General features: G+C 60.9%; 14 protein-coding genes. 1 reads left to right on the forward strand and 13 read right to left on the reverse strand.

Annotated elements, in window-relative coordinates:
- Together BHV64_RS12935 and BHV64_RS12940 are read right to left on the reverse strand one after the other, a co-directional pair.
- The coding region (locus BHV64_RS12935) for a site-specific integrase (RefSeq protein ID WP_288116193.1) at nt 1-930 on the reverse strand (930 nt) is incomplete at its 3' end.
- Between the two features lie 535 nt (nt 931-1,465).
- Nucleotides 1,466-2,107 carry a pentapeptide repeat-containing protein gene (locus tag BHV64_RS12940; RefSeq protein ID WP_195579287.1) on the reverse strand — a complete coding sequence of 214 codons (642 nt, stop codon included), beginning with the start codon at nt 2,105-2,107 and terminating at the stop codon, nt 1,466-1,468.
- 136 nt (nt 2,108-2,243) lie between these two features.
- Here BHV64_RS12940 and BHV64_RS12945 point away from each other — a divergent pair, with 136 nt between their 5' ends.
- Nucleotides 2,244-3,668: a hypothetical protein gene (locus tag BHV64_RS12945; RefSeq protein WP_288116196.1), complete on the forward strand. Its 1,425-nt coding sequence runs from the start codon at nt 2,244-2,246 to the stop codon at nt 3,666-3,668.
- On the opposite strand, the gene BHV64_RS12950 is transcribed toward BHV64_RS12945, so the two are convergent.
- The 11 genes from BHV64_RS12950 to dnaB all read right to left on the reverse strand — a co-directional run bounded on the left by BHV64_RS12950 (nt 3,665) and on the right by dnaB (nt 16,510).
- Entirely contained in the window at nt 3,665-4,231 is a 567-nt protein-coding gene (locus BHV64_RS12950) for a 4'-phosphopantetheinyl transferase family protein (protein ID WP_015546997.1), read from the reverse strand. The two genes, BHV64_RS12945 and BHV64_RS12950, sit on opposite strands and share 4 nt — an antisense overlap.
- Nucleotides 4,228-5,508: a gliding motility-associated protein GldE gene (gene gldE / locus BHV64_RS12955; RefSeq protein WP_022061684.1), complete on the reverse strand. Its 1,281-nt coding sequence runs from the start codon at nt 5,506-5,508 to the stop codon at nt 4,228-4,230. Before gldE ends, BHV64_RS12950 begins: the two co-directional genes overlap by 4 nt.
- 16 nt (nt 5,509-5,524) lie before the next feature.
- Nucleotides 5,525-6,853: a cell division protein FtsZ gene (ftsZ, locus tag BHV64_RS12960; RefSeq protein WP_022061685.1), complete on the reverse strand. Its 1,329-nt coding sequence runs from the start codon at nt 6,851-6,853 to the stop codon at nt 5,525-5,527.
- Nucleotides 6,854-6,900: 47 nt separating this feature from the next.
- Nucleotides 6,901-7,230, reverse strand: a complete 330-nt coding sequence (locus tag BHV64_RS12965) for a hypothetical protein (protein WP_288116199.1) — start codon at nt 7,228-7,230, stop codon at nt 6,901-6,903.
- Nucleotides 7,231-8,118 (reverse strand): cell division protein FtsZ, encoded by an 888-nt coding sequence (locus BHV64_RS12970; protein ID WP_288116201.1) that lies wholly within the window; start codon nt 8,116-8,118, stop codon nt 7,231-7,233.
- 36 nt (nt 8,119-8,154) lie between these two features.
- The gene (gene ftsA, locus BHV64_RS12975) at nt 8,155-9,621 is read right to left on the reverse strand and encodes a cell division protein FtsA (RefSeq protein ID WP_288116203.1); all 1,467 of its coding nucleotides are present in this window, start codon (nt 9,619-9,621) and stop codon (nt 8,155-8,157) included.
- 12 nt (nt 9,622-9,633) lie between these two features.
- On the reverse strand, nt 9,634-10,734 hold the full coding sequence (locus BHV64_RS12980) for a cell division protein FtsQ/DivIB (protein WP_149886825.1): 1,101 nt from the start codon (nt 10,732-10,734) through the stop codon (nt 9,634-9,636).
- Nucleotides 10,735-10,870: 136 nt separating this feature from the next.
- Nucleotides 10,871-12,253 carry a UDP-N-acetylmuramate--L-alanine ligase gene (gene murC / locus BHV64_RS12985; RefSeq protein ID WP_015546992.1) on the reverse strand — a complete coding sequence of 461 codons (1,383 nt, stop codon included), beginning with the start codon at nt 12,251-12,253 and terminating at the stop codon, nt 10,871-10,873.
- Nucleotides 12,253-13,353, reverse strand: coding sequence for an undecaprenyldiphospho-muramoylpentapeptide beta-N-acetylglucosaminyltransferase (gene murG / locus BHV64_RS12990; protein WP_138265785.1), 1,101 nt, complete (start codon nt 13,351-13,353; stop codon nt 12,253-12,255). The genes murC and murG overlap by 1 nt, the downstream gene beginning before the upstream one ends.
- Before the next feature lie 56 nt (nt 13,354-13,409).
- Complete coding sequence (locus BHV64_RS12995; protein ID WP_288116205.1) at nt 13,410-14,951, reverse strand: YifB family Mg chelatase-like AAA ATPase; 1,542 nt, start codon at nt 14,949-14,951, stop codon at nt 13,410-13,412.
- Nucleotides 14,952-14,953: 2 nt separating this feature from the next.
- On the reverse strand, nt 14,954-16,510 hold the full coding sequence (dnaB, locus tag BHV64_RS13000) for a replicative DNA helicase (protein ID WP_015546989.1): 1,557 nt from the start codon (nt 16,508-16,510) through the stop codon (nt 14,954-14,956).
- Nucleotides 16,511-16,727: the final 217 nt, after the last annotated feature.

Consider the following 16,727-nt stretch of genomic DNA (forward strand, 5'->3'; position numbering starts at 1 on the left):
ATATGTATCCTTATAACGCTTGTAGAGCATTTCAGCGACGGGAAGGAGCTTGACACGGAACTGCGTACCTGTCTTTTGCCGTTTGTCGATGATCCAATGATCCCCGTTGTCGTCCGTGTGAATATCGGCGTGAGTCAGCTTTGCAACGTCCGAATGGCTCAGGCCCGTAAAGGCGCAGAAAACGAAGACATCCCGGTTGATGCCTGTTCGGTAGTTGGGAAGTTCGACGTCCATGACGGCCTGCAATTCCGAAGCGGACAAATAGCGTCGTTCGGCGTATTGGGGTCTGACATGGAACCCCGCGAAAGGATCGACAGAAATCCAGCCGTTCTTATACGCCGTGTAGGTCATCAGACGCAGTTTCTTGACTCCGGCACAGATCGTCCCGGAAGCAAGCCCCTTTACCGTAGAGAGGTAGACGACGAACTTTTCGATAAAATCCCGCTTCAGCTCTTTGAAAGGAATGTCCTTGACGTGGTATTCGTATTCGAGGAAAGCGGCGAGACGCCTGCGACGCAGACAGTAATCCTCGTAGGTGGAATAGGCGCGGTCTTTGCCCACACGTTTGAGAAAGCCTGCGAGGTATTCGTCAAAAGTCTGCAACAGCAGGCGGCAGTCGTCACCCATACCGAGGAAGGCGTTGCGAACCTTTTCGGCCGTGACATACGAATCACGGTCGCAGAGGCGTTGGTATTGCTTGCCGATATTGGTCTTGATATTTTCCAGCTTCTCGTTGATGCGCTGCGATTCGAGGCTCTTACCTGCCGCCTTGTTCGCTTTGGCATCCCAGAGAGAAGAACGAACGGTGAGTTTGCAGCTGAACTGCGACATCGTGCCGTTGATGGTGATACGGCCCATAATGGGAACCTGACCCGATTTCTCGGCTTGCCTTTTCACATAGAAAAGGACTTTGAAAGTGCTGCGTTGCATAATAACTTGAACTTTTGGATGGGTTAAACGTAAATGTCAAGTTATTTGTTATGCGGAAATTCGATGCAACGAACTGAAAACAAATGCCTTAAATGCAAATCAAAGCATTTCGGGCAGGTAACGGATAAGTAACATAACTTACCGTCAAACCTGCCCGATTCTGCAATTTTATTGCTCGGAACACATGCAGAACAAAGAATTAAATACCTGTAAACAAGATATTTACTATTTTCTGCATATTCGATTACCTACAACACCCCGGCTTGCAAAAGCCGGGCTGTTCGTTTATCGAAGTTTAAGTTTTTAAGTCTACCGAAAGGGAGATTTTACATCTCGCGCAGTTTGATGCTCTCTCCCAACATGATCAGGGCGGTACGGAACCACTCGTTAATCCTTGCTTTCATACTAAATAATTTTAATTAATTCTTAAAATATTTTATCATTTAAGACAGGACAAAAGTAGTGCGCGGAAACCAAACTTCCAAATATTTTATTAAGATTTTTTATAAAATTTGTAATTTTTTTGAATAAATCTCTATTCTTCGATCTCGACGCCCAGCAGGCGGGCCAGCTCAACAGCCTGCAATGGACTAATTTTCAATCCTTTCAATTCAAACGGTCCGATCTCGCGAACGCGAATGCCGCGGATGTCCGAATCGGCGAAAGAAAGTCCGCGCAGGCGGGTGCCGAAGAATTCGGCCTGTGTCAGGTCGCACTGCGCAAACTCGACACGTTCGAAACGGCAGTCCCCGAAAGCGGCGCCATGCATCGGACAGCCCGCAAAACGCACCGTGCGCAGCCGCGAAAAGGCGAAATTGGCGAACTCGCCCTTGCAGCGTTCGAACAGCAGGTGGTTGAGCGCGGTTTCGGCGAAATTCGTTCCCGAAAGTTTGCAGTCGGCGAACCGTACGCGGTGGAGACTGCACCCCAGCAAGTCGGCGTTCGAGAAATCGCAGTTGCGGAAAACCACGTCCGAAAACTGCGAACGGGCAAGCACGCTCCCCGCGAAGAGACAGCCCGTGAAGAGGCATCCCTGCACCGAAAGGTGCTCGCGGTCGAGCGATGCGAAGTCCGCAGCGCGGAACGAAGCGTCGGCGATCTCCTCGTCACGGGTCATCCGAACGGGATCAGCGGACGCTGCTGACTCCCGGAGCAGTTGCGGTGCGGCGATTTCCATGGGCGGCAATTGTTTGAATTGCCGCAAAGGTAGGAATTTTTACCCGTTTCGTTACTACTTCCGGGGGTTGGGATTGTTCATTTTGCGCAACCGGAAATATTGGTTATCTTTGCTGTCGACTCCGAGCTCCAAATTCATGAAAAAGACCTGTTTCCTTCTCCTCACCGTTTTGCTGACGACAGCCGCGCTGCGCGCGTCGGCCCAGAACAAGGACACCTCGAAGGAGAATTTCCCATCGACCGAAACTACGCTTTCACAGATCGGACAGGCCGAGGCGCACCCGAACGCCAGGCACGTCCGGATGGCCGACACTTCAGCCCTCGCCGCTCCGGTGAAACGTCCGGGGCTGATCCGCCGCATCATCGACTATTACAGCCGTTCGAACGTGGACCGCACCTTCGAAAAGAAGATCGACTGGAGCATCGCCCCGGGACCCAACTACTCCTCGGACGTAGGCTTCGGCATCGGATTCCTGCTGGCGGGACTCTACCGGCTCGACCGCACCGACTCGGTCACCGCACCGTCGAACATTTCGATTTACGGCAACTTCACGACCGAGAAATTCGTGCTGCTGCGCTTTTCGGGCGACAACATCTACAACCACAACAAACAGCGGCTGAGCTACTCGGGCGCATTCGTCTACTTCCCCGGCGCCTTCTACGGCGTGGGTTACAACGCCGGCAAGGAGGGTTACGCCCAGGACCTCACCACGACGATGGGCGCCTTCCGCATCTCCTACTGCACCTCGCTCGTGGGCCGCTTCTACATCGGCGTCAGCGGCGGCATCGACTACTCCGGAGCCAAGTACAAAAATTCGGGCATGGCCGACCGCATGAACGGCATCCAGGCCGACGTAGAGTCCGGAAAACCGGTTCCGGGCGGCAAGATGGGCGAGCTTTACAACCTCTGGCAGGAGGGACGCTACGACCCTGCGAAACAGGACCCGTTCTCGAATTACATCGCCACGACGGGCGACAAGCCCAACGCCTTCAACGCCAATGTCGGGCTTTTCGCCCAGTACGACACGCGCGACGTGACGTTCAACGCCTCGAAGGGCATCTTCATCAAGGCCGAGGCCAAATGGTATCCCGAATGGCTGGGAAACACGCGCCGCACGTTCGGACACTTCACGCTGACCTTCGACTTCTACCAGAAACTCTGGAAAGGGGCCGTGCTGGCCTGCGACCTCTACGCCGACGCCACGACCGGAACCCCCTCGTGGCACATGTACGCCAAAATGGGCGGCATGGAACGCATGCGCGGTTACTACGAGGGACGCTACCGCGACAAAAAACTGGTGGAAACGCAGATCGAACTGCGGCAGAAAATCTACCGCCGCCACGGCATCGTGGGATGGATCGGCGGCGGGCAGGTCTGGGGCACGGAGAAATTCCGCTGGGGAAACACGCTTTGCAGTTTCGGCTGCGGCTACCGCTTCGAATTCAAGAACCGCATGAACATCCGCCTCGATTACGGCTGGGGCAATTTCGGCAACCAGAATCTGCCGTGGGACCGCAAGCGATCCTCGGCGTTCCTGTTCACCGCTTCGGAAGCATTCTAAAGAATATATACGAGGATAAAACCTTCGTCCAGAGAGACGGAGAGCCTGACCGGCTCTCCGTTTCCGATCCGTCCCGCCAGCGTCCCGGCAGCAAGGTCGAGCCGCACGACGTGCAGATCCCTCCGGAAATCCAGCTCCCGGCGTCCGGCATACTTGTAGAGCGTCTCTTTTGCACACCAGACGATCCCCGGCAGAAGCGGGTCGTCGGAAAGGGCCTCCTCTTCAGGCGTCAGGTAGCGGCTCGCGGCGCGTCTGAAATCGCGCGTTGCGGGTTCGATGTCCACGGCGCAACGCTCCGGGGAGGCGCAGACCGCGATGCGGCCGGCGCAATGGGCGACGGAGATATGGACGGCCCGGTTCGTCAGCACCGGGGCGCCCAGCGCATCGTAGGCGATCCCGACGTCGTCCCCCAGTTCGCGGCGCACCACAGCCCGCCACGTAAGGAACTCGGCCCGGCGGCGTTCCGACACGAACCCGGCTGCCGCGGCACGTTCTTCGGAAGTCGTCCACCGGGCGGACTCTTCGGCCGTCAGCGGCGGCGATGTCCACAGGGCCGGAATCATTGAAGGTCGACGCGGATTTTATCGACCCGGTGGCCGTCCATCTCCTGCACCGTGAAACGCAGGTCGTGCGAAGTGAAGACGTCGCCTTTGCGCGGAAAGTCGCGTTTGAGTTCGAGCATCAGCCCGGCAAGGGTTTCGGCCTCGCCCCGGACGTCGGCGAAAACGTCCTCGCCGATGTCGAGGATACGCTCGAAATCCCCGAGGTGGGTCTTTCCCTCGAAAATATAGCTCTTGGCGTCGAGCCGCGTGTAGAAGCACTCGTCGTTGTCGCTCTCGTCGGAAATCTCGCCGACGATCTCTTCGATGATGTCTTCGAGCGACACCAGCCCCAGCGTCGAACCGTACTCGTCGACGACGATGGCCATGTGGACCTTGTTCGACTGGAAGTCGGCCAGCAGGTCGTTGATCTTTTTGTGCTCGGGGACGAAATAGGGTTTGCGGATCAACTGCTGCCACGCGAAATCGCCGCCGTTGTTGATGTAGGGCAGCAGGTCCTTGACGTAGAGCGTCCCGCGGATATTGTCCACATCCTCCTCGTAGACCGGGATGCGCGAGAAGCCCGATTCGATGATCGTCCTCTTGACCGTCTCGTAATCGGCCGTCATGGAGAGCGCCGTGATGTCCACACGGGGTTTCATAATCTCCTGCACTTCGGTATTGACGAAGTTGACGATGCCCGAAAGCATCACGTGCTCCTCGGGGCTGGAACTCTGCGTCATGTCGACGGCGTCGGCCAGTTCGTCGAGCGAAATCTCGCTCTTGTGCGCGGCCTTTTCACTGATGCGGCTGCTCGTGCGGACCAGCGCATAGGAGAGCGGATAGAAAACCCACCGCAGCACCAGCAGCGGACGGGCCACCATCGAGGCGAAGCGCAGGGGAATCGTCTGCGCCAGCACTTTGGGCAGTATCTCGCCGAAAAGCAGCAGCAGGAAAGTCACCAGCACGGTCTTGAACAGGAACTCGAACCGCAGGAAAGTGAAGACCGAGTCGATGATCCCGGCCGTGAGGATGACGATGCAGATATTCACCAGATTGTTGACCACCAGGATCGTGGCCAGCAGCAGGTCGACGTTCGCCAGCAGCCGCAGCATGGCGGCGGCCGATGCGCTTCTGCGGCTCTGCAAATGGCGTATGTCATTGTGCGAGAGGGAGAAAAAAGAAGTCTCGGCCCCCGAAACGAGCGCCGAAACACACAACAGGCAGAGCGTCACCGCGCAAAGCACGGCGATATGGGGTGAAAACCCGTTGAACGTAATCCAGGAATGCGCGTCTTCCAAATTGAAAATCGGTTAGTTAATCGAATAGCGAGCCGCCCTGCGACTCCTCTTTCTGCGCCTGGGCATCGGTCGTATCGTCCTTCAGCACCTCCTTGCGGCTGCCGGGGACGCGCACGATGAACTTCGAGTTGCGCGACTGGTAGGCGGGTTTGGCCAGCAGGGTGTCGATGTTGCTGTAACGGGTCGGCTTGGCGCCGAGCATCACCAGTTCGGGCTGACGCTGGGCGGGTTTGGGGGGCAGGGGTTTGATCGGCTCCAGCACGGGTGCCGCGGCGGACGTCTCCTTGACGGCCGGTTCGACGGTGCGGACCGGGGGAATGATCTGCTTCATCACGCCGGGCTGCGCGTCGCCTTCGAATCCCGTGGCCACGACCACCAGCTCGATGAAATTGCCCAGCTGCGGCTTCTCGCTCGTACCCCAAATGATGTTGGCGTTGTGGATCACCCCGTTGTCGTCCTGCACGCTGGCGTGGGCCTGAATATACTCCAGAATCTGCACCACCTCCTCGTACATCAGGGCGTCGGCGTCCGACACCGAAATATTCAGCAGGATGTTCTTGGCGCCCGAAATCAGGTTGTGATCCAGCAGCGGGGAGCGCAGCGACGCTTCGGCCACCGCCTCGGCGCGCTTGTCGCCGTCGGCCGTAGCCACGGCCATATGCGCCCGGCCGCTGTTGCGCATCACCTTCGAGACATCGGCGAAGTCGACGTTCACCAGATCGCTCTCGACGGTGATGATCTCCGCGATACCCTTGGCCGCAGAGGCCAGAATGTCGTCGGCCTTGCCGAAAGCCTGCTTCAGCGAGAGGCGGCCGTAGATTTCCAGAATGTTTTCGTTGTTGATGATCAGCAGCGAATCGGTGTTCTGGCGCAGCTCCTCGATACCGCGGAACGCCTGTTCGTAACGGATCTTGCCCTCGACGGCCAGCGGCGAGGTGACGATGGCCACGGTCAGCAGCCCCATCTCCTTGGCCAGCTTGGCGATGACGGGCGATGCTCCCGTGCCCGTTCCGCCGCCCATGCCGGCGGTGATGAAGAGCATCTTCGTACCGGCCTCTTCGAGCACCTGACGGATTTCGGGCAGCGACTCGACGGCCGCGCGGCGGCCGTTCTCCGGATCGTTCCCGGCTCCGAGACCTTCGGAGCCGAGGCGGATCTTCCGCTCAACGGGGCTTTTGTCGAGCGCCTGCTGGTCGGTGTTGCAGACCATGAACGTAACGCCCCTGATCCCGAGGTTCCACATATGGTTTACGGCATTGCCCCCTGCGCCGCCGACGCCGACCACCGTAATGATCGAGCCGTCCGTGCGCGGGACCTTGATTTCCGACATCAATTCGTCTGTCATATCCTTTGATTCTTTATCTCCTTAACTCAATTTATTCCGGAATTCCGTCACTCCATGGGGGTGTCCTCTCCCTCGAAAACCCGGCCAACCCAACCCGAAACCTTTCGGGACAGTTCACCCCATACGCCCTGCAAAGTCTCACCGTCGCCGGCCATCACAGGCTCTTCCCGCCCTTTTTCCGGGATTTCCGGGCGTTCGGGATTTTCCGACACGGCAAAAACATGCGCCCTCGTCCGTGACGGACCATCCTCCCATCCGGCAACGCCGGGATTCGTATCCGGGACCTCGAATCCCGTAGCTATAATCACCAGTTCCAAAGTACCCGACTCCATCTGCGGATTGATACTCGTCCCCCAAATGATATTGGTTTCACTCAATCACACATTCTTCCGATCGCCATTGGCATAACGCTGAATAAGGTCCAGCACCTGCTTCACCTCCCGGGTTTTCAGTTCATCGGAGTCCGGAACCGAAAAATTCAACAGGATATTTTTCGCCCCGGTAATCTCCTGATGACCCAATAACGGGGAGCAAAGCGACGCTTTCAGAACCTTGTCGACCCGGTTTTCACCGCATGCCGAAGTCACGCTCATATGCGCCCGGCCGCAATTGCGCATCACTTCGGCCACATCGGCGAAGTCAACGCCCACCAAGTCGCTTTCCCGGGTCACGATCTCGGCAATTCCCCGCGTAGCTGTGCTCAACACATCGTCGGCGCGGCTGAAAGCCTCATGCAGCGGAAGATCGTCATAAGCCCGCACCACGTTGTCATTGTCGATCACCAACAGCGCATCGACATTCTGCTCCAACTGGGCGATAGCCTCCATGGCCTGTTTCCAACGCCGTTTTCCCTCGCTCACCAGCGGCGAAGTGACAATACCTACCGTCAGCATTTCCATCTCCTTGGCCAGTTTGGCGATGACCGGAGCCGCTCCGGTTCCGGTTCCTCCGCCCATGCCGGCGGTAATGAACACCATCCGGCAACCCGATTCCATCAGATAACGGCGGATGTCCTCCAACGAAGCGATCGCCGCATCCCGCCCCCGTTCGGGACGGTTTCCGGCCCCAAGGCCTTCGGTCCCGAGGCGGACCTTATTGCTGACGGGATTGATATTCAAAGATTTCCGGTCTGTATTGCAGGCCAGATAGGTGACGCCTTTCACTCCCGCATGCCACATGTTAGACACGGCATTGCAGCCTGCGCCGCCCACGCCGATCACCATAATCAACGAGGATTCGTCCCGCGGAACCTGTATCTCTGCCATCAATTCGTCCATCGCCTTCCGTATTCCCCGGTATGTCTAAATCTCTTCGTCCTCGGCGGCCGAGAAACTCTTATTGATTTTGTCGAAGGTCTTCTGGAAGATCGCACCCCAGTTGCGGCTGCGCTTCGGTTCGATCACCGGCGGCTCGTCGGCACGCTCTTCGGCCGGCCGTCCGGCCGCTTCGGCTCCGGCCGGCACCCCGGAATCGGGTTCCGAAGCCGGCACGGGAGGCGTATAGGGCTGGGCAGCACGCGGCTGCGGAGCCTTGAACCCGCCCGCTGCGGGCTGCGGCGGCGTGAAAGGCCGGTGCGGCTCGGAACGAGGAGCCGCGGGGTGCTCGATGACGGCGCAGCCGCCCAGTTCGGCCCCCTTGAGCAGGATGCCCACGGCGGTCGAGAAAGCGGCGTCCGCAACCTTCTCCTTCGACTCCCCGGTGATTCCCGTCTCGGGCACAGCGACACGCACGTCCATGCCCGTCACGCGGCGGAACAGTTCGTCGAGGTCCTTCAATTTGGCCGAACCGCCCGTCAGCACGATGCCGTAGGCCAGTTTCCCGGCGTATCCCGAATCCTTGATCTCCTGTTGCACGAACTCCGCGATGTCCGTGGCGCGGGCCTCGATCACCGTGGCCAGGTTGCGCAGCAGAATGTCCTTCGCCTCGCGGGCCGTACGGCCGTTGACGCGGATCAGCTTGTCCTCGGGAGCCAGTTCGGCGACCGCCGAACCGTATTTCTGCTTGAGGCTCTCGACGTGTTTCTCGGGAACGCTCATCGTGCGGATGTCGCGGTTGATGGCCGATGCGCCCATCGGGATCGAAGCGACGTAACGCACCACGTTGCGGTAATAGACCGTCACGTCGGTGACGCCGCCGCCGACGTCGACCACGGCCACGCCCTCCTCCTTCTCATCGGGCAGCAACACCGCTTCGGGCGTCGCCAGCGCGTCGGACATGACGCCCAGCATCTTGATGCCGAGGCGTTTCAGGGCCATATCGAGACGCTGCATCGGGGTTTTGAGGCAAAGGATGAAGTTGAACGTCGACGAAAGTTTCTTGCCGAACGAACCCACGGGATTGCGCACCTCCTGGTTGTCGTCGACCATGTAGTTCTGGGGCACGCGCTCCATAATGGTCTCGTCGTCGGGGGCCTGCACGTTGCGCATGCGGTCGAACAGCGCATCGACGTCCTTCTGGTTGACGCCGTTCTGGGGATCGTAGACGAAGACATGGTCGGTATGGCGCGCACAGCGCACGAAGTCGCCCGAGATACCGGCATACGCCTCCGTGATGCGGATTCCGAGCTGCTGCTCGGCCTCCGACACGGCCTCGCGGATGGCGCGGCTCACCAGTTCGATATTCTCGATCCGGCCCGCATTGACTCCCTCGACGGGCTTCGTGACGACACACGCCACGTCAAGCAGGCCTTCGGGCGTCTTCTCCCCGACGGCCACCACGACCGACGAGCAGCCCAAATCGACGGCAACGGTATAATTCTTTTTTTCCACGGTATAATCCTTTTACTTCTTGCAAACCACCTGGTCGTTATATCTGATGTCAATAGTGCGGTATTCGCTCCAGCCGATCGACGAGAGGCCGCTGCGGTAAAACCGCAACAGTTTGTCGAACTTGCGCTCCACGTCCTCCAGCCGGCCGAAAAGCACGGCGAAGCGGCCGCTGCGGGGCGTAAGTTCCACCTCCAATGCTCCGCTGGGGGTCGTTTTCGCGGTGATCTGCACCACTTCCGACCTCCAGAAATCATCGTCTTCGACAGTTTCTACAAAGGTAAGGAGTTTCATGAAATCTTCGTAGCTTTTCTCCAACTTTTTTTGTTTCCGCCGCTCGGCCTCCTGCAACCCGGCGATACGCTCGATCTCCTCGCGGATCACGCCCGCCCGGTAGCGGTAGGTGCGGCGCAGGCCGGCTTTTTTCTCGCGCAGCGCGTCGACCCGCGCATCGAACTCCCGCGAACCTTCCAGCCGCCACCACTGCCGCTTGATGCGCATGCGGCGCAGGGCCGAAATGTTGCGGTCGTTCTCCATCTCACGCCGGTAGAGAGGGTATTTCTCGCGTTCGAGTTCGGCGATGCGTTCGTCAATCTCGCCGAGACGCAGGTCGATATGCTCCCGCACGCTCCCGACGTACGACGCAGGGAAGGGAGGACGGTAACTGCCGGTGACCACCGGCACGTAGAGCGACGAGGCGCGGGGCGCGGCGAAGACATAGCCGTCGGCGGTCACGTAGGCGTTCATGCCGTCGGTAAGCAGGCGCACCAGCGGCTTGCGCTGGCTGATCTCGATGTGCAGCGTTCCCCCGTAGGAGACATAGGCAACCGTTTTATCCACGAATCCGTTGCGGGCGATCAGTCGTTCGATACCCGTCAGGTCCACCGCATCAACTGCCGTGCCGAGTGTCTTGATTCCGGCATGTGAAATCCACTGGCGGACCATCGCCGCCGAGACCAGATGTCCCTGCGAAGAGCTGTCCACCACCTCGATCTCCAGCCTTCCGACCGTACCCGTCCTGCGCACGCGCCGCACCGCCGAGGCCGCAAAGACGATGTATGCGGCCACGGCGACCCACAGCAGGGTCAGAAGCGTGTATCGGAGGTAGCGGGACATCACTATTAAAAATTATGAAAAATCATTCAGGCAGATTCCAAGCCACGCAAGAAGTCGTTTTTGTCAAGCAAAAGAGACCTCATCAACTCCAGCCGGAAACGAAAATGCCAAAAACAGATGCCTGTATTTTTAATATTTAGCTTTTCATTTTTAATCGCTCCGCCAATGCGGGGCAGCAGGCGTCGATATTGCCGGCGCCGAAGCTGATCACAACGTCGGTGTCCATCGCGGCCACCTCGTCGGCCAAATGGTCGCGGTCGACGATACGGCACGGCGCGGCGACCCGTCGGGCGATGATCTCCGAGGTGATGCCCGGAATCGGCTCCTCGCGCGCCGGGTAGATGGGCAGCAGCACCACTTCGTCGGCATGCGACAACGCCTCGGCGAACTCCGCATGGAGGTCGCGCGTACGGGTGTAGAGGTGGGGCTGGAACAGCGCCGTGATCCGCCGCCCGGGGAACATCTTCCGCACGGAGGTGAGCGTTGCGGCCAGCTCGCGCGGATGATGGGCGTAGTCGTCCATATAGACCTGCTTCGGGGTGTTGACATAGAACTCGAAACGCCGTTTCACCCCCGAGAACGAGGCCAGCGCGCCGCGCAGCTTATCGGCATCCAGCGGAGTTCCTCCGGCCTTCGCGGCGCACCACACCGAAGCGACGGCCGCGACCGCGTTTTCGATGTTGACCCACCCCGGAACGCCCAGCGTGCACCCCTCGAACGCGCCCGAGGGTGTCACCAGGTCGTAACGGTAATGCCCCCCTTCGAGCAGCTGCACGTTGCGGGCGTAGAAATCGCACGGCTCGTCGTAGGAATAACGGTATACGGCGATCCCGGGGTTGTCGATCACGATGTCGACGCCCCGCTTGATGATGAGCGAGCCGCCCGGCCGGATCTGCCGCACGAACTGCGAGAAGGCCTCCTTCACCGCCTCGTGCGTCCCGTAGATGTCGAGGTGGTCGGCGTCGGCCGAGGTGACCACCGCCACGTCGGGATACAGCCGCAGGAACGACCGGTCGAACTCGTCGGCCTCGACAGCCAGTCTCCCGCCGTCGCCCAGCACCAGATTGCCGCCGAAATTCTTCGAAATGCCCCCCAGAAAAGCCGAGCCGCCGCCCGTCAGCGCGCGGTTGAGCCATGCCACCATCGTCGAAGTGGTGGTCTTGCCGTGCGTGCCCGCCACGGCCATCACGTATTTGCCCTCCGCAAGATGCCCCAGCATCTGCGAACGCTTCTCGACGCAGAAACCGTGTTCGCGAAAATAGCGGTATTCGCCGTGATCCTGCGGCACGGCCGGGGTGTAGACGACCATCGTCTTCTTCGGGTCGAGAAATCCTTCGGGGATCAGCCGCACGTCGTCCTCATAGTGGACCGCCGCGCCCTCCGCTTCGAGTTCGCCGGTCAGGTGCGAAGGCGTGCGGTCATAGCCCGCGACGGCATACCCCCCGTGCAGAAAATAGCGCGCCAGGGCACTCATGCCGATGCCGCCGATACCCAGAAAATAGACGTTCTTGTATTCCATCACTTCATTACCTTTACAATCTCATTGACAATATCTTCCGCGGCGTCGGGCCTGGCCAGCGCCTCCAGATTGCGGCTCATCGCCGCCAGCGTCTCCCGATCCGCCAGCAGCTCCACGGCCCGCGGCATCGCCTTCGTCCGGCACTCGGCGTCCGGAACGACCACCGCCGCGCCCTTCGCCTCCAGCGCCCGGGCGTTTTTGGTCTGATGGTCCTCGGCCACGTTGGGCGACGGAACGAACAGCACCGGCTTGGCAACGAGGCACAACTCGGAGACCGTCCCGGCCCCGCTGCGCGAGACGACCAGATCGGCCGCGGCGTAGGCGTAGTCCATGCGGTCGATGAAAGCCCCCTGCCAGACGTGCGCGGCGGGGTGCGCGGCCAGAAAGGCCTGCATTTCGCGCTCGTAGTACTTGCCCGTCTGCCAGATCACCTGCACGGGGGCCTTGCCGTCCGTCCCGACGATCCATGCCTTCATCATCTCGTTCAGCGACCGCGTGCCGAGCGACCCGCCAACCACCAGGATCACCGGAAGATCAGGCGTCAGCCCGTAATATTCCAACGCCTCGGCGCGGTCGGCGCCCTCCTTCGAAAAGCGGCCCCGCAGGGGATTGCCCGTCAGGACGATCTTCGCCGCCGGGAAAAAGCGTTCCATGCCTTCGTAAGCCGTGCAGATGCGCCGCGCGCCCTTCGCGAGGATTTTATTCGTCACGCCCGCATAGGAGTTCTGCTCCTGAATCACGGTCGGCACGCCCATCCGCTGCGCGGCCCACAGCACCGGAGCGCTGGCATAGCCGCCGAAGCCCACCACGGCGTCGGCCCCGAAGTCGCGGATGATCCTCTTCGCCATCCGGATGCTCTTCACCGCCTTGAACGGCACCGCCAGGTTGCGCCAGTCCAGCCGCCGCTGAAGGCCCGCGATCGGCAAGCCCACGATGCGGTAGCCCAGCGCCGGGACCTTCTCCATCTCCATCTTGCCCTCGGCCCCGACGAAGAGAATCTCCACCCCGTCGCCGAAACGCCGTTTCAAGGCCTCGGCAACAGCCACGGCCGGGTAGATATGGCCTCCGGTTCCACCTCCGGAAAGAATGATGCGTTTCATCGTATCTAATTTTTAATTCTTAATTTTTAATTGATTCTGCCGCCGGGGCGGCAGAATCATCGTCCCCAGTTCCCCCGGTCCAGCGACCGGTAGTTGATCGCCTCGGCGATGTCCGCCTGAACGATATCGGCGCGTCCCGCCAGGTCGGCGATCGTGCGCGCCGCCTTCAGGATACGGTCGTAGGCCCGCGCCGAGAGCGACAACCGCTCCATGGCCCGCTCCAGCAGCGCGGCCGAAGCCGCATCGAGGCGGCAGTATTCGCGCAGCATCGCGCTGTTCATCATCGAGTTGGTATGAACCCCCTCGACACCGCCGAAGCGCGCCTCCTGCACCGCCCGCGCCCGGACGACCCGTTCGCGAACCGCAGCGCTCGCCTCGCCCGGCGCAGCCGCCGACAACTCCTGCGGAGTCACGGGCGTCACCTCCACATGCAGGTCGATGCGGTCCATCAGCGGACCCGAAATGCGCCCCATATAGCGGTGCACCGACCCCGGAGAACAGGTGCACTCCTTCGTCGGGTGGTTGTAATAGCCGCACGGGCAGGGATTCATCGCCGCCACGAGCGTAAAATTCGCCGGGTATTCGACGCTGTATCTGGCCCGCGAAACCACGATCTTCTTCTCCTCCAGCGGCTGCCGCAGCACTTCGAGCACGCTGCGCCCGAATTCGGGCAGCTCATCGAGGAACAGCACGCCGTTGTGGGCCAGCGACACCTCGCCCGGCCGGGGCGACTGCCCGCCGCCGATCACGGCAACCTGCGAAGCCGTATGATGCGGAGCGCGAAACGGCCGCCGGGTCATCAGCCCGCCCGTCACGCCCGCCTTGCCCGCCACGGAGTGTATCTTGGTCGTTTCGAGCGCCTCTTCGCGCGAAAGCGGCGGCAGGATCGTCGGCAGACGCCGTGCGAGCATCGTCTTGCCCGAACCCGGCGCACCGACCATGATGACGTTGTGCCCTCCCGCCGCCGCGATCTCCAGCGCGCGTTTCACATGCGTCTGGCCCCGCACGTCGGCGAAATCCTCCGCATAGTGCGTCGCCGCCGCATCGAACGGTTCGTCGTCGGCCGGCACGGCAGGCGCAATCTCCGCCTCGCCGTTCAGGTATCCGACGACCTGGCGCAAGGTCGTGGCGCCGATCACCTCGATGCCGTCGACAACCGCGGCCTCCGCCGCGTTTTCCACCGGCAGCACCACCCGCCGCAGCCCCTCCGAACGCGCCCGGACCGCAACGGGAAGCACGCCCCGCACGGGTTTGAGCGAGCCGTCGAGCGACAGTTCGCCGACGAACATCGTCCCGGCGACCGCCCCGGCGTCGATGCGGCCCATCGCCGCGAGGATTCCCACGGCGATCGGCAGGTCGAAACCCGACCCCTCCTTGCGCAGGTCGGCCGGAGCGAGGCTCACAACCACCTTCTTGCCCGACATCCGCTCGCCCGAGTTCTCGAACGCCGCCCGGATGCGCTGTTCGCTCTCCTTCACGGCATTGTCGGGCAGTCCCACGAGGTACATGCCCAGACCGCCGCCGGCGATGTTGACCTCGACGGTCACCGCCACGGCGTCGATCCCGGCGACCGCTCCTGCAAATGTACGAACGAACATGGCTAAAAAGGCGCTTCGTCGTCGATCTTCGTCGAGCGGTTGACGTCGAACTCCCCGCCCATCGCCGCACCGAGGCCCGACGTCCCCGGCTGGCTGTTCGAACCGCTGGCGTAGTCGTCGTAGGCCTGCTGGCTCTCCGCCGCCTGCGCGGGCGGCAGCATCGAGTCCTCCACGTCGGCGAAGCGGGCCTGCTCCTTCAGGAAGCGCAGGTTCACGTCGCACACCGCGCCGTTACGGTGCTTGGCAAGGATGATCTCGGCCATGCCCGCCGTGGGCATGCCGTTCTCGTCCTGGTTGATGCCGTAATACTCCGGACGGTGGATGAAGGCCACGATGTCGGCGTCCTGCTCGATGGCGCCCGACTCGCGGAGGTCCGACAGCTGGGGACGCTTCGAGCCGCCGCGCATTTCGGTGGCGCGGCTCAACTGCGAAAGGGCGATCATCGGCACGTTCAGCTCCTTGGCGATGGCCTTCAGCGTACGCGAGATGAAGGCCACCTCCTGCTCGCGGTTGCCCTTCGTGTCCTGATTGCCGGTCATCAGCTGGAGGTAGTCGATGATGATGATCTTGATGTCGTTATGAATTTTCAGACGCCGGGCCTTCGAGCGGAACTCGAAGACCGAAAGGGCCGGGGTGTCGTCGATGAACAACGGCGCCGTGCCCAACGGCTTGGTGGCCGATTCGAGGTGCCGCCACTGCTCGGGCGTCAGACGCCCCGACTTGACGTCGTTGCCCGAAAGTCCCGTCTCGGCGATGATCAGACGCATCATCAGCTGCACGGAGGACATTTCGAGCGAAAAGAACGCCACGCCCTGCTCGTGGTCGACGGCCATATTGCGGGCCATCGAGAGCACGAAGGCTGTCTTACCCATCGAGGGACGCGCGGCGACGATGATCAGGTCGGACAGCTGCCAGCCCAGCGTCACGCGGTCCAGAGCCATGAAGCCCGACGGCACACCGCTGAAGGCGCTGGTGTTCTTCGACGCCTCCTCGATCTGCATCAGCGCCCGGGCCAGGATGTCCTTGGACGACTGCACCGAACGTTTGACGTGCCCCTCGGCGACCTTGAAGATCTCGCCTTCGGCGTAACCGATCAGCTCCGTGACGTCGGTCGACTCGTCGTAGGAGCGTTTCTGAATCTCGGTCGCCGAGCGGATCAGCTCGCGCTGCACGTATTTCTGGGCGATGATCTTGGCGTGGAACTCGACGTTGGCCGCCGAACCGACCTTCTGGGTCAGCTGCGCGAGGTACGAAGCGCCGCCCACCTTCTTCAGCTCCTTCTTGGCCTTGAGCCGCTCGGTCACGGTATAGAGGTCGATGGGTTTCAGCTCCATCGACAGTTCGTTGATCGCCTTGTAGATCAGGCGGTGTTCCTCGGTGTAGAACGCCTCGGGGGAGACGAACTCCTGCACGGTGATGATGCAGTCCTTTTCGAGCATCAGCGCACCGAGCACGGCCTCCTCCAGCTCGACCGCCTGCGGGGGTACGTTGCCGACGGTATCGGTCATCGCCTCGAACGCCTCCCGGTTGCGGGAGGAGGGTGTAAAATCTTTCGCCATGGATAATCGGATTCTTTCAAAGGTCAAAAGTAAGCATAAGCGGGGAGAAATCAAAACCGGGCGGAACCCCGGTTTGTCGAAAACTATGTTTATAACACAGCTTCCGCCACCGAATGCCGGAACGGACCGGATGCCGGTCCCCGGCGGGCCGCCGCGTTTCGGGGCCTGTCCTGCCCCAAACCCCTTTCGCGGAAGGGGTTCACGGCCTGCGGCCGGA

The organism is Alistipes sp. 56_sp_Nov_56_25 (assembly GCF_001915285.1).
In the GTDB taxonomy this organism is placed as follows: Bacteria; Bacteroidota; Bacteroidia; order Bacteroidales; family Rikenellaceae; genus Alistipes; species Alistipes shahii.

What these genes read in the sequence shown, in the direction of transcription:
- BHV64_RS12940 (WP_195579287.1), bottom strand. Translation starts at nt 2,107, where the DNA reads ATGGAAATCGCCGCACCGCAACTGCTCCGGGAGTCAGCAGCGTCCGCT.
- BHV64_RS12945 (WP_288116196.1), top strand. Translation starts at nt 2,244, where the DNA reads ATGAAAAAGACCTGTTTCCTTCTCCTCACCGTTTTGCTGACGACAGCC.
- BHV64_RS12950 (WP_015546997.1), bottom strand. Translation starts at nt 4,231, where the DNA reads ATGATTCCGGCCCTGTGGACATCGCCGCCGCTGACGGCCGAAGAGTCC.
- ftsZ (WP_022061685.1), bottom strand. Translation starts at nt 6,853, where the DNA reads ATGACAGACGAATTGATGTCGGAAATCAAGGTCCCGCGCACGGACGGC.
- BHV64_RS12970 (WP_288116201.1), bottom strand. Translation starts at nt 8,118, where the DNA reads ATGGCAGAGATACAGGTTCCGCGGGACGAATCCTCGTTGATTATGGTG.
- BHV64_RS12980 (WP_149886825.1), bottom strand. Translation starts at nt 10,734, where the DNA reads ATGTCCCGCTACCTCCGATACACGCTTCTGACCCTGCTGTGGGTCGCC.
- murC (WP_015546992.1), bottom strand. Translation starts at nt 12,253, where the DNA reads ATGGAATACAAGAACGTCTATTTTCTGGGTATCGGCGGCATCGGCATG.
- murG (WP_138265785.1), bottom strand. Translation starts at nt 13,353, where the DNA reads ATGAAACGCATCATTCTTTCCGGAGGTGGAACCGGAGGCCATATCTAC.
- BHV64_RS12995 (WP_288116205.1), bottom strand. Translation starts at nt 14,951, where the DNA reads ATGTTCGTTCGTACATTTGCAGGAGCGGTCGCCGGGATCGACGCCGTG.
- dnaB (WP_015546989.1), bottom strand. Translation starts at nt 16,510, where the DNA reads ATGGCGAAAGATTTTACACCCTCCTCCCGCAACCGGGAGGCGTTCGAG.